20 protein-coding genes are annotated in these 17,479 nt (G+C 66.8%); 13 read left to right on the top strand and 7 right to left on the bottom strand.

Annotation, left to right across the window (positions count from 1 at the left end):
- Positions 1–88 precede the first annotated feature (88 nt).
- Positions 89–787, top strand: coding sequence for a glutathione S-transferase family protein (locus AC5P67_RS11135; protein WP_111193430.1), 699 nt, complete (start codon positions 89–91; stop codon positions 785–787).
- An 87-nt stretch (positions 788–874) separates the two neighbouring features.
- Positions 875–1,549 carry a class I SAM-dependent methyltransferase gene (locus AC5P67_RS11130; RefSeq protein WP_111118001.1) on the top strand — a complete coding sequence of 225 codons (675 nt, stop codon included), beginning with the start codon at positions 875–877 and terminating at the stop codon, positions 1,547–1,549.
- Positions 1,550–1,552: 3 nt separating this feature from the next.
- Here the strand turns inward: AC5P67_RS11130 and smqnr are convergent, their stop codons facing one another.
- Positions 1,553–2,200, bottom strand: a complete 648-nt coding sequence (gene smqnr / locus AC5P67_RS11125; RefSeq protein WP_044569588.1) for a SmQnr family pentapeptide repeat protein — start codon at positions 2,198–2,200, stop codon at positions 1,553–1,555.
- A 157-nt stretch (positions 2,201–2,357) separates the two neighbouring features.
- Here smqnr and AC5P67_RS11120 point away from each other — a divergent pair, with 157 nt between their 5' ends.
- Together AC5P67_RS11120 and AC5P67_RS11115 are read left to right on the top strand one after the other, a co-directional pair.
- On the top strand, positions 2,358–3,134 hold the full coding sequence (locus AC5P67_RS11120; RefSeq protein ID WP_111118000.1) for a DeoR/GlpR family DNA-binding transcription regulator: 777 nt from the start codon (positions 2,358–2,360) through the stop codon (positions 3,132–3,134).
- 11 nt (positions 3,135–3,145) lie between these two features.
- On the top strand, positions 3,146–4,279 hold the full coding sequence (locus AC5P67_RS11115; RefSeq protein WP_111117999.1) for an MFS transporter: 1,134 nt from the start codon (positions 3,146–3,148) through the stop codon (positions 4,277–4,279).
- Positions 4,280–4,345: 66 nt separating this feature from the next.
- Here the strand turns inward: AC5P67_RS11115 and AC5P67_RS11110 are convergent, their stop codons facing one another.
- The 6 genes from AC5P67_RS11110 to AC5P67_RS11085 all read right to left on the bottom strand — a co-directional run bounded on the left by AC5P67_RS11110 (position 4,346) and on the right by AC5P67_RS11085 (position 10,667).
- A complete protein-coding gene (locus tag AC5P67_RS11110) occupies positions 4,346–5,512 on the bottom strand; it encodes an RICIN domain-containing protein (protein WP_240791808.1) in 1,167 nt (388 codons plus the stop codon).
- A gap of 281 nt (positions 5,513–5,793) precedes the next feature.
- On the bottom strand, positions 5,794–7,299 hold the full coding sequence (locus tag AC5P67_RS11105) for a PepSY domain-containing protein (RefSeq protein ID WP_099530039.1): 1,506 nt from the start codon (positions 7,297–7,299) through the stop codon (positions 5,794–5,796).
- A gap of 11 nt (positions 7,300–7,310) precedes the next feature.
- On the bottom strand, positions 7,311–9,449 hold the full coding sequence (locus AC5P67_RS11100) for a TonB-dependent receptor (protein ID WP_111193431.1): 2,139 nt from the start codon (positions 9,447–9,449) through the stop codon (positions 7,311–7,313).
- A 129-nt stretch (positions 9,450–9,578) separates the two neighbouring features.
- On the bottom strand, positions 9,579–9,965 hold the full coding sequence (locus AC5P67_RS11095) for a DUF2946 family protein (RefSeq protein WP_005412471.1): 387 nt from the start codon (positions 9,963–9,965) through the stop codon (positions 9,579–9,581).
- A gap of 211 nt (positions 9,966–10,176) precedes the next feature.
- Positions 10,177–10,431 carry a hypothetical protein gene (locus tag AC5P67_RS11090; protein ID WP_012479313.1) on the bottom strand — a complete coding sequence of 85 codons (255 nt, stop codon included), beginning with the start codon at positions 10,429–10,431 and terminating at the stop codon, positions 10,177–10,179.
- Positions 10,432–10,442: 11 nt separating this feature from the next.
- Positions 10,443–10,667, bottom strand: coding sequence for a hypothetical protein (locus AC5P67_RS11085; RefSeq protein WP_005408344.1), 225 nt, complete (start codon positions 10,665–10,667; stop codon positions 10,443–10,445).
- 486 nt (positions 10,668–11,153) lie between these two features.
- Here AC5P67_RS11085 and AC5P67_RS11080 point away from each other — a divergent pair, with 486 nt between their 5' ends.
- The 9 genes from AC5P67_RS11080 to AC5P67_RS11040 all read left to right on the top strand — a co-directional run bounded on the left by AC5P67_RS11080 (position 11,154) and on the right by AC5P67_RS11040 (position 17,267).
- Entirely contained in the window at positions 11,154–13,490 is a 2,337-nt protein-coding gene (locus tag AC5P67_RS11080; RefSeq protein WP_099484768.1) for a VapE domain-containing protein, read from the top strand.
- Positions 13,491–13,772, top strand: coding sequence for a DUF7696 family protein (locus AC5P67_RS11075; protein WP_495214688.1), 282 nt, complete (start codon positions 13,491–13,493; stop codon positions 13,770–13,772).
- 64 nt (positions 13,773–13,836) lie between these two features.
- Positions 13,837–14,064: a hypothetical protein gene (locus AC5P67_RS11070; RefSeq protein ID WP_111117998.1), complete on the top strand. Its 228-nt coding sequence runs from the start codon at positions 13,837–13,839 to the stop codon at positions 14,062–14,064.
- 41 nt (positions 14,065–14,105) lie between these two features.
- On the top strand, positions 14,106–14,744 hold the full coding sequence (locus AC5P67_RS11065; protein WP_060380096.1) for a deoxynucleotide monophosphate kinase family protein: 639 nt from the start codon (positions 14,106–14,108) through the stop codon (positions 14,742–14,744).
- 152 nt (positions 14,745–14,896) lie between these two features.
- Entirely contained in the window at positions 14,897–15,280 is a 384-nt protein-coding gene (locus AC5P67_RS11060) for a hypothetical protein (protein WP_060380095.1), read from the top strand.
- Positions 15,281–15,635: 355 nt separating this feature from the next.
- The gene (locus tag AC5P67_RS11055) at positions 15,636–16,064 is read left to right on the top strand and encodes a helix-turn-helix domain-containing protein (protein ID WP_223846372.1); all 429 of its coding nucleotides are present in this window, start codon (positions 15,636–15,638) and stop codon (positions 16,062–16,064) included.
- Positions 16,061–16,411: a hypothetical protein gene (locus tag AC5P67_RS11050; protein WP_005408337.1), complete on the top strand. Its 351-nt coding sequence runs from the start codon at positions 16,061–16,063 to the stop codon at positions 16,409–16,411. Before AC5P67_RS11055 ends, AC5P67_RS11050 begins: the two co-directional genes overlap by 4 nt.
- Positions 16,408–16,893, top strand: a complete 486-nt coding sequence (locus tag AC5P67_RS11045) for a glycoside hydrolase family 24 protein (RefSeq protein ID WP_005412466.1) — start codon at positions 16,408–16,410, stop codon at positions 16,891–16,893. Before AC5P67_RS11050 ends, AC5P67_RS11045 begins: the two co-directional genes overlap by 4 nt.
- Entirely contained in the window at positions 16,890–17,267 is a 378-nt protein-coding gene (locus AC5P67_RS11040) for a hypothetical protein (RefSeq protein ID WP_043033664.1), read from the top strand. Before AC5P67_RS11045 ends, AC5P67_RS11040 begins: the two co-directional genes overlap by 4 nt.
- Positions 17,268–17,479: the final 212 nt, after the last annotated feature.

Below are 17,479 nucleotides of genomic sequence, written 5' to 3'. Positions count from 1 at the left end.
GGATGCCATTCAAGCGGCTTCCGGGGCAATGTCCACGCAGGCACGCTTTCCTCACCCGCCGCATCGCGGCTTGAACCGGAAACCTGCCATGACCCCGACCCTCTTCTACGGCGTGCCCTCGGGCTGCTCGTTCGGCTCCATCGTCGCCCTGGAATGGCTGCGCCAGCCGTATCACCTGTGCCGCATCGACATGCCCGGCCAGGTGCAGAGCGAAGACTACCGCCGCCTCAATCCGCTGGGTGAAACCCCGACCCTGCGCACCGCGCAGGGCGAGCTGCTCAGCGAGAGCCTGGCCATCCTCAACCACCTGGCCGCGAAGGGCATCGCGCAGGGGCTGGGCTTCGCACAGGGCACGCCCGGCTTCGATCGCCTCAACCACCGGCTGGCCTATCTCAACACCAGTTTCTTCGGTGCCTACGCGCCGCTCTGGCACGCACTGGAGCATGCGCAAGGCGATGACGGCGAGGCGCTGCGTGCCTATGGCACCACCAAGGTGCGCCACGCCCACCAGGCGCTGGAGCAGATGATCGGCACGGGCCCGTGGCTGCTGGGCGAACAGCGCAGCTTTGCCGATGCCTACTTCGCCGGCATCGCGCGCTGGAACGACTATCACCAGGTGGTCGATCGTCGCGAGTTCCCCAGGGTGCAGCAGCTGTTCGAGCGCCTGCAGGACGACGCCGGCGTGCAGTTCGCCCACGCCATCGAAGCGCAGCAGCCGGCAACCAGCAGCGGTGGCTTCCTCGGCGAGGTGCGGCTGGAAGACGTGCTTGAGGCAGCAGCGGCCTGAGCCCTGTCCTGCCCGTGTGGCAGCGGCGCGCAATGCCTCTTGCGCGCCGCGCTACAGTGGTATGTCCCCCGCCGCAGGAATCCGCGCATGTCCACGTTCTCCGTTCCGCAGGCGGTGGCCCGCTATGCCGAAGCGCCGCTGCGCCAGGTGCCCGGCTTCCTCGCCCTGCAGCAGATGAGCCGCCTGCTGCTGGCCGAACGCGTTCCCGCGCAGGGCCGTGTGCTGGTGCTGGGCGCCGGTGGCGGGCTGGAGCTGAAGGCTTTTGCCGAAGCGCAGCCGGGCTGGCAGCTGCTGGGCATGGATCCGGCCGCGCCGATGCTGGCCCTGGCCGAGCAGACACTGGGTCCGCTGATGCCGCGCGTGCAACTGCTGGAAGGCTACATCGACGATGCGCCCGATCTGCGCTTCGATGGGGCCAGCTGCCTGCTGACCCTGCACTTCCTCGATGCCGGGCAGCGCCTGCACACGTTGCGCGAGCTGCACCGGCGCCTGCAGCCCGGCGCGCCGCTGGTTGTGGCCCACCACAGCGTGCCGCAGGAACCGGCCGGCAAGCTGCGCTGGTTGCAGCGCTACGCAGCGTTCGCCGAAGCCTCGGGCGTTGCCCACGCCGATGCACAGCACGCGATCGAGGCCATTGCCGAGCGGCTGCCGCTGCTGGCCCCCGAACAGGAAGTGGCGCTGCTGCAGGAGGCCGGCTTCGACGGCGTGGAGCTGTTCTACGCAGGCTTCAGCTTCAAGGGCTGGGTGGCGTACGCCGGGTGATGCCTACGGCACCACGGTGATGCCGATGCGCTGCATCAACAGCGCCACCTGCTGCACGTCCAGCGTGGCACCACGCAGGTTGGTGCTGCGCAGGTCCAGCTCACCCAGCTCCGAGTTGGTCAGGTCGCAGTCGGTGAAGTTGGCGCTGTTCCAGTCGATGCCCTCGAACTGGCCGCCGGACAGGTCCGAGCCGGCGAAGCTGGCGCCACTCACATTCGCGCCATCCCATCGGTTTTCCCACAGCTCGCACTTTTCCAGCGTTACCCGCGAGAAATTGGCATAGCGCAGGTTCGACTTCTTGATGAACGCGCTGCAGAACCAGCTGCGCGTGGTGATCTGGTTCATGAAGCTGGCGTTGCTGAAATCCGCGCCCTGCGCACGGCACTCGCTGATCTCCAGGCCCAGCGCCTTGATGAAATTGAAATGGCACATGCTGATATCGCAGCTGCGGAAACTGGCTTCCTTCAGCGTGGCGCCATTGAAGCGGCAGCCGGCGCGGCTGTCGGCATCGTAGAAACTGCAGTTGATGAACTCGGTGCCGGTCAGGTCCGCACCGGAGAAATCGCACTCGTGGAACTGCTGGTCGACCACTTTCTGGCCGGTGTACTGGTCCGCGCCGATGCGCAGCTTGCGGTGAACGGTGGGAGACATCAGGGATTCCATGCCAAGTGCCCCGCCATGATGCCGGGCCGCGAGGCCGATCCATAGACCCCGGGGCGGGCGGGTTCACCGGCAGTCCAGCCGCCCTGTGCCCTCCCGACCAATGCATGTTGTTGCATGATTATGCACGAACGTGCAGACTTGCGGCATGAGCGCCGACCCCAGCCCCCTACCCGCCCAGCGCACCCGGCAGATCCTCGAGGAGCTGCGCCAGCAGGGCCGCGTGGTCGCCGCCGAACTGGCGCGCCGTTATGCCGTCTCCGAAGATTCGATCCGCCGCGACCTGCGCGAGCTCGCCGCCCAGGGCCTGTGCCAGCGCGTCTACGGCGGCGCCGTGCTGCCGCCGCCCAAGGAACGGCCGCTGCGCGAGCGCCTGACCCGCGACCGCGGCGACAAGGCCGAGCTGGCCGCCCGCGTCTGCGCGCTGCTGCAACCCGGCCAGGTGGTACTGCTCGATGCCGGTTCGACCAATCTGGCGATCGCCCAGCAGCTGCCGGCCGCTCTCGGGCTGACGGTGATCACCAATGCCCCGCAGATCGCCACCGCCGCCAGCATGCTCGAAGGCACTTCAGTGCAGCTGATCGGCGGGCGCCTGGCCAGCGGTGGCGGTGCGGTCGGTGCCGAGGCGTTGGCCCAGGTGCAGCGCCTGCGTGCCGACGTGTACCTGCCCGGCCCCTGTGCGGTGGACGGCGACACCGGTGTGTGGGCAATGGATTCGGAAGAGGCCACGCTGAAGCGTGCGATGGTGGCCTGCAGCAGCCGCGTCATCGTCGCCGCCACCACTGAAAAGCTCGGTGCCCGCGGCAACTGGCAGATCGCCAGCCTGGACGAGATCGACGATCTGGTGCTCACCACATCGGCACCACCCGCACTGGCGGCGCGCTTCCACGCCGCCGGTATCGCGGTGCACCCCACGCCTCCCTGACCGTACTGCTCATGTCCCTTGCCAACCGCGCGCGTGCCGAACAGCACGCGACCCGCGCTGCGTTCTTCATTCCCGGCTTCGCCACCGCGTTGTGGGCCACCCTGGTGCCATTCGCCAAAGCGCGCACCGGGATCAATGACGCCACGCTGGGGCTGGTGCTGCTCTGCCTCGGTGCCGGCTCGCTGCTGGCGATGCCCTTGTCCGGCGTGCTGGCCGCACGCCTCGGTTGCCGCCGGGTGATGGTGGCCAGCAGCCTGCTGATCTGCCTGACCGTGCCCGGCCTGGCCCTGGCGGGTTCGGCCTGGACGCTGGGCGTGGTGCTGTTCGTGTTCGGTGCGGCCGTGGGTGCGATGGACTGCACGATGAACGTGCAGGCCGTCATCGTCGAGCGCGAAGCACGGCGCGTGATGATGTCTGGCTTCCATGCCTTCTTCAGCATCGGCGGCTTCCTCGGCGCGGCCACCATGACCGTGCTGCTGTCCGCACAGTTGCCGCCCTTGGCATCGGTGCTGATCGGTGTCGGCACCATGCTGCTGGTGATGCTGTTGTCGGCGACGTACTGGCACAGCGAACGCATGCCACACGACACACCGATGCTGGCCCTGCCGCATGGCATCGTGCTGTTCATCGGCGTGCTGGCGTTCGTCGCCTTCCTCGGCGAAGGTGCGATGCTCGACTGGAGCGCGGTGTTCCTCAGCGATGTACGTCGCGTCGATGCCAGCCTGGCAGGTATCGGCTATGTGACCTTCACCCTGACCATGACGGTCGCGCGCCTGTTCGGCGATGCACTGGTGGCACGCGTGGGCCGCCAGCGCGCGATCGTGTTCGGCGCGCTGCTCGCCGCTGCCGGCGTGCTGGTGCTGACCCTGGTCACGCCGTGGCAGGCATCATTGGCGGGCTATGTGCTGGTCGGCCTCGGTTGCGCCAACATCGCGCCCGCGCTGTTCTCGCTGGCCGGCCACCAGACCCGCATGCCCGGCGCGCTGGCCATCACCGCCGTTTCCACGCTGGGCTTTGCCGGCATCCTTGCCGGACCGGCGTTGATCGGCTTTGCCGCCAATCATTTCGGTCTGATTGCTGCGTTCATCGGTGTGGCCACGGCCTTGTTGCTGGTGGCCGTGTCCACACGTTGGCTGCGGATGTGATGCCTGTACGGAACCGCGCGCCCGAAGGCACGCGGTTCCAGAGCATGACATCAGCCCTGGCTCTCCTCAGTAGGAGGAGAACTGCCAGCGCTGGTTGTCGCCACCATGGCACATCCACATGTGCACCTTGGAGCCATTGGTGTTGCCCAGGCCAGGATCATCCAGGCACATGTTGGTCTGCGGATTGCGGATCTCGCCGACCAGGCGCCACGACTGGTGCGCACCGCCGTTGCAGGACCACATGCGGATCGCATTGCCGTCATGGCTTGCGCCGTCGGCTGCCTCCAGGCACTTCCCGCCCAGCCCGCGGATCGATCCATCCGAACCCAGTTCGAAGCGCTGCTGCGGTACACCCGTACAGTCCCACAGCTGTACGCGGGTGCCATCTGCCGTGTTGGCGCCTTCCACATCCAGGCACTTGCCGCCGACACCGACGATCGAGCCGTTGGCCGGATTGAACTCCCACTTCTGGTTGGCAGTCTGTGCGTTGCTGTAAAGCTGGATCTTGGTGCCGTTGGCGCTGGAGGCGCCGATGGCGTCGAGCACCTTATCGCCCACGCCGACGATGGAGGTATTGGTGAACTTCCATGACTGGTTCCAATCACCGTGCGCGTCATACAGCTGGATCCGGCTTCCATTACTGGTGCCGTAACCTACGATATCGAGTACGCGGTTGCTGGGCACACCGGTGATGGTCGACGTGTTGGGCTTCACCGTCCACAACTGCTGCGGCGTGCCCGGCGTGCAGTCCCACACTTGGATGGCGGTACCCGGACCGGTGTTGGCGCCTTCGGCGTCGAGGCACTTGTTGCCTGCGCCGCGGATCTCACCAAAGGTTGGAATGTTGCGCAGGTTGATCGGCGCCGACACCGAACCTTGCGAGAACTGGCCATCGCCGCTGAAGGTGGCGGTGATCGATGCGGTGGTGAAGCCGGCGGGCACGGTGTAGTTCACCGCAACCTTGGCGGGGCTGCCATAGGCATAGCGATGCGTACAGAACTGGACATCGCGTGTTGCCGCATAGCAAGCCTGGTCAAGCTGGGAAACGAGACCTGCCATTGGTGTATTGGTCGTGCTGACCTGCACTTTACCCACCGCTTGGCCATTCACCTTGAATTCGACGAAGCCACCGATCTGCTCATTGCCCGGGATGTGATACAGCCCCAGCGCCTGGCCATCGACCTGCGCAGAAAGCTGGATCACCTGCCCCGGCGCCGGAAGGGCATTGGACACGGAAGCCGTGGTGGTGGTCGGGAGGCTGTAGAGACGCGGGAACGATTTGGCCTGCGCGCCCGCAGATGCCGCTGCAATTCCAATTGCGAGAACACCCATCGAAACGTAGTTCATCCTTGCTCCATTTACGTTGTGTGGAAATCCTATCCAGGGACCACCATTGAAACGCTGCAAGTACGGTGCCCCCTGCACTCCCTGGCCATCGACATCGACTGCGGGCCGCGGCCTTCATGGCCAGGAACTCCGGATAGTCTCACAGACGGCGCGCTCGCGGCAGGATGCTACCGCCGCCTGCGCCGCAGTTTCATCCGCAACCGGCGGTAGCCGATCACCGTGGCCGTTGCACACAACGCAGCGCCAGCCAGGCTCAGCAGCAGCAACACCGCCAGCCGGGCGGTGACCTGACGCAGCATCGCCGGCAGGTCCCAGCTGTGCAGGAAGTGGAACAGCCAGCGACCCACGCGCTCGCGACGCCCCATCGTCAGCAACGGGTCGCCAGTGGCCAGATCGAGGTAGACCCGCGTCGCCTCGGCATCGCCGAAATCAGCCACCGCCACCGGGAAGCGGCGTACCGCTGCGCCGTTCATGGCTTCCGGTGCACGCGGGTAGAAGTACGCATCCGCTGCGAGCTGGACCCAGCACCCCTGCATGGGCGCATCCGACAACGCCCGCACCTTCTGCTGCAGCCATGCGGCCGGCAGCAACCGCGCAACCTGCAGATGACCATCACTGCCGGACACAATGCGGGTCTCGCCCTGCCCGTCCAGCAACACCGCGAACAGCTCACCACCGATGCGTCGCCACTGGATCTCCACCGGCTTGAAGCGCGCGTCGTCGACGGCCGCCAGCAGCGCCGCCGGTTCACCCAGCGCGCCATCCACCGCTACCGCGCCGCCACGATAGCGTCCGCTGTCGATCGCCTCGCGCGTGCTGCTGAAGACGCCCAATGGATTCATCGACATCAGGCCGCTGAAGATCCAGGTGAACACGAATGCCGCTGCCACCAACCCGATCAGGTGGTGCCAGCGCATCCAGGGCTCGACATACGGCGTCTTCGCGCCAGTGCGGTAGTGCCCACAGAAGCGCCAGCGCCACACACCCACCACGATGCCGCTGATCGCCGCCACCGTGCACAGCGCGGACAGCACGATCACCACCCACGTCCACACCGGGTCCACCGACTGCATGCGCAGGAAGTACAACCAGTGCAGCCAAGCGCCCGCATAGTTCCAGCGCTGCTGCACATGCGGTGCGTCCAGCACCACTTCGCCGGTGTGCGAAGACACATACAGGTCACCAGGCTGCGCGCCCCCCACCTCCACGCGGTACAGCGGCCGGTGCGCGTCCAGTGCGCGCGAATGCGTCCAGCGGTCTTCATCCACGCGCGTCGCACCCACGAAGGCCTGGCCGCCCGCGAACTGCGCAGCAGATGCTTCGGCACGCTGTGCCGACACCGGCAGCAGCGCCTGGCCGGTCACGGCAGACCAGGCGCCCACGTTGCTGCCATTGCGCACCACATACGCAGGCTCGCCACGCAGCGTCGTCAGCGCCACAACCTCCGGCTCGGCCTGCACCACGGCAGGCAGTACCGACAGCCCCTGCAGATCGCGCGCATCCCCCAGCACCGGCAACGCCGCCAGCCGCTCACCGGGTGTCAGCTTCGGGTAACCAATGAACAGCATCACCATGCCGCTGACGAACCACAGCAGCATCAGCAGGCATCCGCCGATGCCCAGCCAGCGATGCACCAGGTAGGTCCAGCGCTTGGCGGTGGATCGCAACGTCATCGCCAGCGTCCTCAGAAGCGATGGTCGACGGTGAATTCGACGCGCGGGTCCGCACCCAGCAGCCACTGCGTGCTGGTGTAGTACGCGGTGGCGTAGTACGCCTTGTCGAACACGTTGAACAGCCGCGCCGACAGCCGCGTGCGCGGTGCCGCCTGCCAGGTCAGTGCCAGGTCGGTGGTGCTGTAGCCGGGCAGCTCCAAGGTGTTGGCGTTGTCGGCGTAGCGCTTGCCGACGTAACGCACGCCGCCCGCCGCACTCCAGTCCGGTGCAAACTGCCAGCTCAGCCACACATTGGCCAGGCGCTCGGCCACGTTCGGTGGCACGTTGCCATCACGCGACACCAGCACCGCCGGCGAACCGGTGGTTTCCAGGAAGTCCTCGAACTCGGCCTTCAGCACCGTGGCATTGGCATCGAGCGACCAGCGCGGCGCGAAGTTCCAGTTCAAGGACGCCTCAATGCCACGCGAGGTCTGTGCGCCCACCTGCACGCGGCGATCCGGCACCAGCGGATCGCGGCTGAGCAGCCCGGTCTTGCGGATGCGGTACGCCGCCAGCGTCCACTCGCCGCCATCGAAGGCCTGCTTCAGACCCACCTCGATCTGCCGGCCCTTGGCCAGGTCGAAGGCACCGTTGGCCGGGCTGATCATCAACAGGCCACTGACCGGGTCCGCCGCCTGCGAGTACTGCGCATACAGGCTCAGCGTCGGCCGCAACGCGAACACCGTGCCTGCACGCCAGCCGGTGCTGCGGTAGGTCTTCGAGAACGCGTTCTGGCCGCTGATCAGATCGGTACGATCAATGCGCGCGCGGTCGTGGCGCAGCCCACCCAGCACCGACCAGCGCTCGCTCAGCGCCAAGCGGTCTTCCACGAACAGCGCGTACTGCTCGGCACGATTACGGTAGCGCGGCAGGTTCGGCGCGTCGCTGGTGAACTGGCCCGGCACCGGATCGAACGGATCGACCGGGCCCGAGCTGCCGGCATAGGTGTTGTTGGTGTGCTTGAAGTGCGCGCGGTTCGCGTCCAGGCCCACCGCGAAGTTGTTCTGCAGGCCACCCGCCGTTCCCTGCACACGCAGCGTCGAGGTCAGTCCGGTCTGGTCCTGATTGTGGGTGATCTCGGTATTGCCAGATCGATCGATCAAGCCGGTAGCGCGGTTGTAGACGTAGGCTTCGGCATTGCGCCAATCGCGCTGGCTGTCGATCTGGTAGAGGCGCGTGCGCCATTCGACGCTTGCGTTCGGCGTCCACAGCGCATCGAGCTGGGTCCAGCGGTCGCGGTAGCGGATGTCGCTGTCTTCCACGTTGTAGTTGCGGTGGCGCAGCGCCTCCAGCTGGCGGCCATCCACCAGTGGCGTGCCGAAGTAGCGCATCGGTTGCTGATAGCCTTCCGCATGGGTGAGCGACAGCTGCAGATCCGCACGCGGTTGCCACAGCAGTGCGCCGGAGAAGGTGGCATCACTACTGCGCCCGCGATCAACCCAGCCACCGCTGTAGTTGCCGCTCACATCCAGCCGGTAGGCCAGCTCGGGCGTCAGCGCGCCACCACTGCCGAAGCCCAGGCGTGCGGTGTCCTCGCTGCCCACGGTTGCGCTGATCTCGTTCTCGATTGCCCCACGCGTGGGCTTCTTCGGCACGATGCTGATCACGCCGCCGATCGCACCGTCGCCATGGATCACCGAAGCCGGACCGCGCAGCACTTCGATGCGCTCGATGGACCAGGTATCGAACGGAAAGGTGATGCCCACGCCGCCATACTGGCGCAGCCCGTCATACAGGCGCATCACGGAAGCGCCATCGGTGAAGCCACGGCTGGACAGCGCACTCAGGCCGTTGCCCGGGTGCGGCATCGCACTGATCGCACCGGCGCGGCTGATCGCATCATTGAGGTTGGTGTCGCCGCGCTGTTCCAGCTGCTCGCGCGAAATCACCGTCAGGCTGGCCGGTGTCTGCAGCACGCTCAGGCCCAACGCAGAGCCTGCGCTGGAGGTAGAAGACAGCTCGCCGCTGCGGGTATCGACCACGCGCACGGTATCCAGCGTGGTCGGTGGTGCCGCATCGGCGGCAAGTACAGAGGCGGTGTGCAGGAGCAACGCGCACATGGCAGGCAGCGCCGCCCTGCGCAGGCGCGCGGAGTTGGGGTTGGTTTTCATCTGTTCACGGCATGCAGGGCCACCCCGCAGTGGCAGGGCAGCTCAGGGAGTTCGGGGAACGCGCACGCAGTCGCGCCAGGCCATGCCTGGCAGCTTGGGAAAATCAATCCAAAGGCGTGCGCGCAGGGCTCAGACAGCCATGAAGACCGGCGGCCCACGCGCTCCCAATGTGCCGCTGACCCGCTGCGGCAACGCCTGCACTGCACCACGCAGCGCACGGCATATCGATACCATCGGTGCCAACAGCAGCAATGCCGCCACCAGCAGGGTGATCAGCCGCGCGGCGATCAGGCAGTAGTCGCAGTCCACGCCCATCTCATGCGCGGCGTGTGGATCGGCGGGCGGCTTCTTTGCGACCTCGCCCTGCTGCATCGCCATCGCGTGGTGGTCGTGATGGCCCTCCATCGCATGCTGCGCATGCTGGGAATGGTCCATCGCCGCTACCGGCACAGCCGCTGCAACGTGACCATGCGCCAGCCAGCGGCTCACCAGCGGGGCAAGCAGCACCAGCAGCATGGCTAGCCATGCCAGGGCCTGGAACCGGCGGTGGAGGACAGAACGACGCACCCGGCCATTCTACGGGCCTGCGGTCAACCTTGGACCACGTTCAGGGTTGCCCGGCGGCCAGTGCGACGTTATGACGCAGCCTCCAGCGCAGGGGATCGTCCACTGCCCGAGGGGGACGGAAGGCAGCCTGGCCGGCCCCTTCCGCCCCCGCACCGGATGACTAGAACCGCGCCGGTTGCTGCACCGCGCGCTCCAGGAACATGAAACCCGCCTGCAGGCTGTTGCGGGCGTTCTCCAACCAGCGCTCCGGATCGGCTACCGCAAATCGCTCCTGTGCATCCACATCACCCGAGTCGGCCAGATCAGCCAGCTGCAGATGGATGTGGTTCTCCACCAGGCTCACCAGCACGGCGAGCTCGGCCGATAAACCGGCGATGCGTTCGGTGAAGCCAGCGTCGTTGCTGTTCAGAGACATGTCCCCTGTTCCTATGCGTTGCGGTGTTGATGGATGGCTTCGAAACGCTCGGCACAGGCAGGCCCGCAGAACAGTCTTGCCGGATCGTTGTCGAAGTCCTCGCTACAGTCCGGGTTGTGGCATTCCCCCATGGGAGTGAGAGGGGCAACGTTGCTGGCCCGCGTTGCGTGCTGGGCCAGGGCGCGTTGCAGGTGGCGCGCTTCCATTTCCTGCGCTTCGTCGATGGTGTCCGTCATGCGGGTTGTATTTTATCGAGGGGTGGTCGCACCGATTGAGAACGTCGCAACGACGGTCAACGACGCGGATTCCGCGGCGGATCGGCGTTCGTGGTTGCAGTGGATTTCAGGCATGCAGGCTCCTTGTGCACGGGCGCCCGAAGGCGCGATGGAGAGAAACGATGGCCCGTCGTTGACGGCGATCGCATCATCCGAAAACCGGTTCTCGCCAACTGCGACGCATCGGCACGATCACAGTGATCTGCGAACGCCATCGCAGATCCAACGCGTACTGGGTGGCGCCATCGCGGTCAGGGATGCAAGGTGCTGGAAGGTGTTGCAAATGAAGCCCCGTTCCGACACCATGACCGTATCACCACTTCCATCACATCCTGACCACACTGCGTCGGTCGGCCGCTGCGTGACCTGCGCACGCCGGACACTGCACAGCACGTTGGCCGCCATCGGCCGCCGTGGACCGATCCACGTTCCCAGGGGCCTTGTCGAATGCACACACCGCATCCCACGCAGGACATCGTTCCCGCGTTCCTGCAGGCCATGCACGCGCACGGCATCGTGCCGGACGCGCGCGGCCGCGACGCGCTCAACGCCGATGGCACGCTGGTGCGCTTCCATGTGGAAGGCGACCGTCGTGGCACGCGCAATGGTTGGGCGGTGTTGTTTGGAGACCACGTGCCGGCCGGCGAGTTCGGCAGCTGGCGGACCGGCACCCGCCATGCCTGGTGCGCGAAATCGCCGACCGCGTTGAGCGCCGCCGAGCAGCGTGCCATCAGGCAACGCCAGGAGGCGGCCCGCAGCGAGCGCGAACGGCATCAGCGCGAACGCGAGGACGCCGCCGCCAAGGCGGCCAACGTGCTGTGGAACCGTGCCATTCCTGCCGATGCCCACCACCCGTATCTCGTACGCAAGGGCATCCACGCACATGGCCTGCGTGTGGCGCCATGGCCGGTGCGCAACAGCGATGGCCTTGTCTTCCGCCACATCGACAGCGCCCTGCTGGTACCGGTGATGAACAGCGCGGGCCGTATCGTCTCGTTGCAGGCGATCTTTCCCCGCGTGGATCCAGCACTTGGCCGCGACAAGGACTTCCTTTCCGGTGGCCGCAAGCAGGGCTGCTTCCATGTCATCGGCAAGCCGGTTACCGGCCAGCCGATCGCCATTGCAGAGGGCTATGCCACCGCCGGATCCATCCACCAGGCCACGGGCTGGTGCGTGGTGGTGGCCTGGGATGCAGGCAACCTTGGCGCGGTCGCCCGAGCCTGGCGCGGCGCCATGCCGGACGCGTCATTCGTGCTGTGTGCCGACAACGATCAGTGGACGCGGCAGCCGCTGGACAACCCTGGCGTCACCCTGGCCACGCAGGCTGCCGCGGACATCGATGCCCGCGTGGTCTGGCCCGAGTTCGCCACGCTGCATGGCGACGATGACCGCCCTACCGACTTCAACGACCTGCATCTGCGCGAGGGGCTGGACACCGTGCGTGCCCAGTTGTTGCCCCCCATGCCGCCGGCAGGGGGCGACGACGTGGCACTGGACGATGCGCCGTCATCGGCCAGCGCGCGCTACCAGGTGCCTGGCAACCTGTCCGCATTCGATGCCTTCACCCCGTTTCCCGATACCAACGCGCGCGGGCGGCCGTTGCCAACCGCCCGCAACCTGGCCGAACTGTGCCGTCGTACCGGTGTGACCGTGCGCTACAACGTCATCCGCAAGGATCTGGAGATTCTGGTCCCTGGGCTGCAGACGACCGTGGACAACGCCAAGGAGGTCGCGGCGGGCGAAGTGATGGATTGCATGCACCGCGCCGGCATGGCCACCGCCAGCTTCGAGACCAACCTGTGCCAGGTGGCCGAAGCCAATCCCTACAACCCGGTCGCCAGCTGGATCACCTCACGGCCGTGGGATGGCCAGTCCCGCCTGCAGGCGTTCTTCGATACAGTGCAGGAAGCCAAGCCCACGCACATGGCCGACGGCCGCGTGCTGAAGGAAGTCCTGATGCGGCGCTGGCTGATCTCCGGCGTGGCTGCGGCGTTTGAGCCCGATGGCGTGGTCGCGCGCGGCGTGCTGACGTTCGTTTCGAAACAGAACCTGGGCAAGACACGCTGGGCGCGGCAGCTGGCGCCGGTAGAGCTGCAACTGATCGCCGACGGTGTGGTGCTCGATCCGGCCAACAAGGACAGCGTCAAGCAGGTCATCTCCAGATGGATCGTCGAGCTGGGCGAAGTCGATGCCACCTTCCGCCGTACCGATATCGCGGCGCTGAAATCATTCATCTCGCGCAGCCATGACGAGATCCGTCGCCCCTACGCGCGCACCGAATCCCGCTATGCGCGGCGCACCATCCTGTTTGCCAGTGTCAACGACGAACGCTTCCTCCGCGATGCCACCGGCAACACCCGCTGGTGGACCGTGCACGCCGTGGCGCTGGGCGAACCGGCGCGGATCGACATGCAGCAGGTCTGGGCTGAGGCCCATGCGTTGTACTGCAGTGGCGAGACCTGGCACTTGAGTGCCGAGGAACTGGATGCGCTCAATGCCACCAACAGCGAACACGAGCCCATCTCGCCGATCGCCGAACTGATCGATCGTCATTTCGACTGGTCGCTCCCTGCCGAGCACTGGAGCGCGCACTACCGCGCCACCGAGATCGTCATCGCGGTGGGCATCGACAGGCCCAACCGTCGCGAGGTGAACGAGGCCGCCGCCTACGTGGTGAAGCGGCATGGCGTGCGCACCCGCGTGGTGGGCAAGGAGCGGGCCAAGGTCTGGCTGATGCCACAGCGCAGACGCAGTCTGGCCGAGCACGCGGCAGGGCCGTTCTAGATGCCGCGCCTCCATGATGGTCGCGACGTTGACAGCAGCAGCGGCGACTGGCGCCTGCACTGCGAAGCACGTCGCCTGCTGCAACTGGACGGCTACCGGCGCGTGGGCACCGACGGGCGCTGGACGACGGTCAGTCCGCGCCGGCACCGCCAACAGTATCTCGAGGGTGTCCTGGCCGCACGCGGGCCGGTTGAGCGTGGGCGTCTGGCAGCAGCGGCATTGCGGCTGTGGATCGCCAGCCCGCCCAACCGCACCATGATGCAAGTAGATGAAAGGTGTTGACTGGGAGCATCTACAGGGGCAAGATGCAGGTATCGGCCCGCCACCTTCCAGGAGCGCTTCCGCCATGTCCCGTCCCCGACTGCATGCCTTCGAAGGTGAGCAGCTGACCGTGCAGCAGATCCACCGGCGGGTACCGGTGCTGTCCGAGCGGACCATCCGCGACCACCTTGCTGCCGGCCGGCGTACCCGCACCGCCATGTTGTGCTTTGACCCGATCGCCGCAGCGGCCCGGGGAGGGCGCATCACCCAGCGCATCCTCCGCGCCCGCAGCGTCGTCGGTCGCGATTCCTGATCCTCCGGCACCTGCCGCATTTCTCCAGGAGTAGATTCCGCATGATTCCCGCCTCCCTCGACAGCGGTCATCGCCTGATTGCCGACACACTGGCCGCGTTCCGTGCCGGCCCTGGACTGGGCAGCGTTGCCCTGCGGCCGGCGCCACGCTCTCGTGTGCCGCTCTACATCGGCATCGCCGGCAGCAAGCGCTCGGGCAAGGACACACTCGCCAATGGACTGGCGTCGGCGTTGTCACTGCCATGCGACAGCTTCGCGGGCCCGCTGCGGCAATTGGTCGCCACCCTCCTCGGGCTCTCCCTGCACGAACTGGACAGCCGCAAGGAGGACGCCATCGACTGGCTGGCCGAACTCACCCCGCGCCACCTGATGCAGACCGCCGGTACCGAGTGGGGGCGTGACCGCGTCCATCCCGAGCTGTGGGTACGCTCGCTGTTCGCACGCCTGCCCGAGGGCGGGCTGGTACCCGACGTCCGCTTCGCCAATGAGGCCCGCGCGATCCGGCGTCGTGGTGGTGTCGTGATCCGCGTCAATCGCCCAGGCCATCGCAGCAGCGACCCTCATGCCAGCGAGCAGCCGCTGCCGCATGAGCTGGTCGACATCGAAGTCGACAATGACAGCACCCCGGCCGATCTGGTCCGCAGATCGCTGGACCAGCTGCGTTCGCGCGGTGTGATCTGATCCGGAATGCCGGCCCGCCATCCGGTCCATCCCCCGAACCCAGCGCAGGCCCCGACCCATCATCGGCGAAAATGATGTAAGGTCATCCCCCATCACCGACGACACCTGTCGTCACCCTGCATCCCCAACCCATTTCGCAAAGAGGAAACGCCATGGAGGTCGAACAGTTCACGTCGACGCGCCTGAAGGCCATCGAGTTGTTCAAGTCCCAGCCCAAGGGCAGCAAGGACATCGTGAGCCTGGATGCGATCTTCATCTCGCTGTGCACGCTGGCCACTGCCCGGGCGGGCGCAGGCAGCGCCCAGCAGGCGCGTACCGTGGCCCGCCCGGGCAGCCAGCAGCCGCCCGCGCCATGGTTCGTCGAAACCCTTGCGGCCCTGAAGGGCAAGGGCGAGTCGATCACCGTGGCGCGCTTCCTGATGTTCGCCAACCGCTTCCCGGTCAAGCGCATGGACCAGGTCAACGCGGCACGCTGGCTGCGCGACGCCGGGTACATCCCCCGCAAGACCGGCGGCAACCTGGTGTTCGATCTTTGATCCAGCGCCCCCTGCAGTCCTGAAGCCCCGGCATCGTCCGGGGCTTTTTCGTTTCCGGCCAGTACACGGCGCATGAGGCTGTGTGGCAGGTGGCCGTCCTCACCCTGTACCTGCCCCATCCCCTTGATCTGCCTCTGTTCCTGCCAGGTGAGGACAACGAGTACGGATGTACAGGAAAACACCAGCGGCCAGAGCAAGCGGATTCGGCTCACTGCAAGCAGGCGTGTCGTGCTCCTCCCCCCTCCTCACGCACGACTGAACGTCTTCAGCGCACCGATATAAAAGTAGATGAAAGGTGTTGACTGGTCATGCGGGATGGCAACAGTGGAGATCAATGCCACTGAAGACATCCTCCATGAACGCCCTGCCCGACAGCATCCAGACCCTGGCCGAGGTCATCGGCGAATCCGCAGCCCTCACGCTGGTGCGTGCCTGGCCGCCGACCACCTCCAGCACCACCGGCCGTCACCGCGTCATCGTCTACGTCCCCTCAACCCTGCCCGACCAGCACCGGCTGATCGACATCCTTGGCCACGACGTCGCCCAGCGGCTGGTCGCGCACTTCGGCGGCGAACTGTTGTTCCTGGCATCCTGCTTCGCTGCCGGCGCGCACGAACGCCGCGAGCAGATTGCCCGCGCGGTCGCCAGCGGCATGCCACGCGACCATGTTGCGCGTGAGTTCGGCGTCTCACAGACCACCATCAAGCGCGCCCTGCGCGGTGCGCGCACCGCGTTGCCACCGGCTGTCCACCCGGCCCTGCTCAAGGGATACGCACGCGCATGAACGAGAGCGACCTGCTGGCCGGCGTGCCGGATTGGGCCAAGTACCTGGGCGGGACCTCGGGCGTGCTGATCGCGGTGTCGCTGTGGCTGCGCCAGTGGCTGTCATCGGCCAAGGTCGACCGCACCGCCGATGAAGCCACCAGCAACACCCTGCGCACCCTTCAGGAACAGCTCGCGGCCGAACGTACACGCGCCGATGGGCTGATGCACGAGCGCGAGGCAATGGCCCAGGAGATCGGGCAGCTGCGCGGTGAAGTCAGCGCCCTGCGTGCACAGATCGCCCAGCAGAGCGTACAGATAGACGCTCTGTTGAACCTGGTGCGCAAGCAGCCGGGGGCCGCCGCATGACCGTCGCTGCAGCCAGTGCCCTCGGTGGCGCCAGCGTCGCCGCATTCCTGGACATGCTGGCGGTATCCGAAGGCACCGACATACCCAGCCAGCGCTCACGTGACCACGGCTACGACGTCATCGTCGGCGGCCAGCTGTTCACCGACTACCGCGACCATCCCCGCGTGCTGGTGTCGCTGCCGCGCTACGGCATCAAATCCAGCGCCGCAGGCCGCTACCAGTTCCTGCGCAGCACCTGGGATGACCTGCGCGCGCGACTGGGCCTGCCTGACTTCGGCCCGGTTTCGCAGGACCGCGCGGCCGTGGCGCTGCTCAAGCAATGCGGTGCCTACGAGTTGATCCGGCTGGGCCGCTTCGATGCCGCCGTCACTGCGGCCCGGCGCATCTGGGCATCGCTGCCGGGCGCCGGCTACGGCCAGAAGGAGCACGCACTGGAAACACTGCGCGCGGCGTACCGTGCCGCCGGCGGAGCCCTGCAGTGACGCTTGCGGCACTGAGGTTGGGCATCGGGCTGCTGGTCCTTGCCGGCAGCCACGCGAGCTGCGCCTGGCTGGGATGGACCCTGCGCGACCGCACTGCGGACCTTGCCGTTGCCACCACCCGGGCAGCGCAGCAGGAGGCCCGCGCCGATGCAGTCCAGCGCGCGCACCAGCAGGCCCTCGCCAACAGCGCCGCAGGCGCGCAGGCCGAATCACAGCGCCTGGCCCACCAGGCCCGGCACACCGAACAGTTCAACACCCTGCAACGGGACATCGAGACCCATGCCAAGACTCCTGGTCGTGATCGCGGCGACGCTGACGCTGAGTTCGTGCGCATCTGGCGCGAGGCCAACGCCGGCCACGCCCTGCCGCGCTGACCTCAGCATCGCACCTGCCCAGCTGCTTCCCCCACCCCGCCTGCCGGACCTGCACGCAGCCAGCGATGACGCGCTGCTGCGCAATCACGTTGCGGTCGCACAGCAGTACCACGCGCTGGCCGACCAGCTGAGTGCGCTGCTATGCAGCCTCGGCAGCCAGCGCGGCATCACCATCAATGGCGCCGTGCCGGCAGCACCCGCCGACTGCGGCA

It is taken from the genome of Stenotrophomonas sp. YJH_SMC_21 (assembly GCF_059369555.1).
This window is presented reverse-complemented; position numbering and strand designations above follow the sequence as displayed.

Bases quoted from the DNA above. Each gene is read 5' to 3' on its own strand.
- AC5P67_RS11135 (WP_111193430.1), top strand. From the start codon at position 89: ATGACCCCGACCCTCTTCTACGGCGTGCCCTCGGGCTGCTCGTTCGGC.
- AC5P67_RS11130 (WP_111118001.1), top strand. From the start codon at position 875: ATGTCCACGTTCTCCGTTCCGCAGGCGGTGGCCCGCTATGCCGAAGCG.
- smqnr (WP_044569588.1), bottom strand. From the start codon at position 2,200: ATGTCTCCCACCGTTCACCGCAAGCTGCGCATCGGCGCGGACCAGTAC.
- AC5P67_RS11120 (WP_111118000.1), top strand. From the start codon at position 2,358: ATGAGCGCCGACCCCAGCCCCCTACCCGCCCAGCGCACCCGGCAGATC.
- AC5P67_RS11115 (WP_111117999.1), top strand. From the start codon at position 3,146: ATGTCCCTTGCCAACCGCGCGCGTGCCGAACAGCACGCGACCCGCGCT.
- AC5P67_RS11105 (WP_099530039.1), bottom strand. From the start codon at position 7,299: ATGACGTTGCGATCCACCGCCAAGCGCTGGACCTACCTGGTGCATCGC.
- AC5P67_RS11100 (WP_111193431.1), bottom strand. From the start codon at position 9,449: ATGAAAACCAACCCCAACTCCGCGCGCCTGCGCAGGGCGGCGCTGCCT.
- AC5P67_RS11095 (WP_005412471.1), bottom strand. From the start codon at position 9,965: ATGCTGCTGGTGCTGCTTGCCCCGCTGGTGAGCCGCTGGCTGGCGCAT.
- AC5P67_RS11090 (WP_012479313.1), bottom strand. From the start codon at position 10,431: ATGTCTCTGAACAGCAACGACGCTGGCTTCACCGAACGCATCGCCGGT.
- AC5P67_RS11085 (WP_005408344.1), bottom strand. From the start codon at position 10,667: ATGACGGACACCATCGACGAAGCGCAGGAAATGGAAGCGCGCCACCTG.
- AC5P67_RS11080 (WP_099484768.1), top strand. From the start codon at position 11,154: ATGCACACACCGCATCCCACGCAGGACATCGTTCCCGCGTTCCTGCAG.
- AC5P67_RS11075 (WP_495214688.1), top strand. From the start codon at position 13,491: ATGCCGCGCCTCCATGATGGTCGCGACGTTGACAGCAGCAGCGGCGAC.
- AC5P67_RS11070 (WP_111117998.1), top strand. From the start codon at position 13,837: ATGTCCCGTCCCCGACTGCATGCCTTCGAAGGTGAGCAGCTGACCGTG.
- AC5P67_RS11065 (WP_060380096.1), top strand. From the start codon at position 14,106: ATGATTCCCGCCTCCCTCGACAGCGGTCATCGCCTGATTGCCGACACA.
- AC5P67_RS11060 (WP_060380095.1), top strand. From the start codon at position 14,897: ATGGAGGTCGAACAGTTCACGTCGACGCGCCTGAAGGCCATCGAGTTG.
- AC5P67_RS11055 (WP_223846372.1), top strand. From the start codon at position 15,636: ATGAACGCCCTGCCCGACAGCATCCAGACCCTGGCCGAGGTCATCGGC.
- AC5P67_RS11050 (WP_005408337.1), top strand. From the start codon at position 16,061: ATGAACGAGAGCGACCTGCTGGCCGGCGTGCCGGATTGGGCCAAGTAC.
- AC5P67_RS11045 (WP_005412466.1), top strand. From the start codon at position 16,408: ATGACCGTCGCTGCAGCCAGTGCCCTCGGTGGCGCCAGCGTCGCCGCA.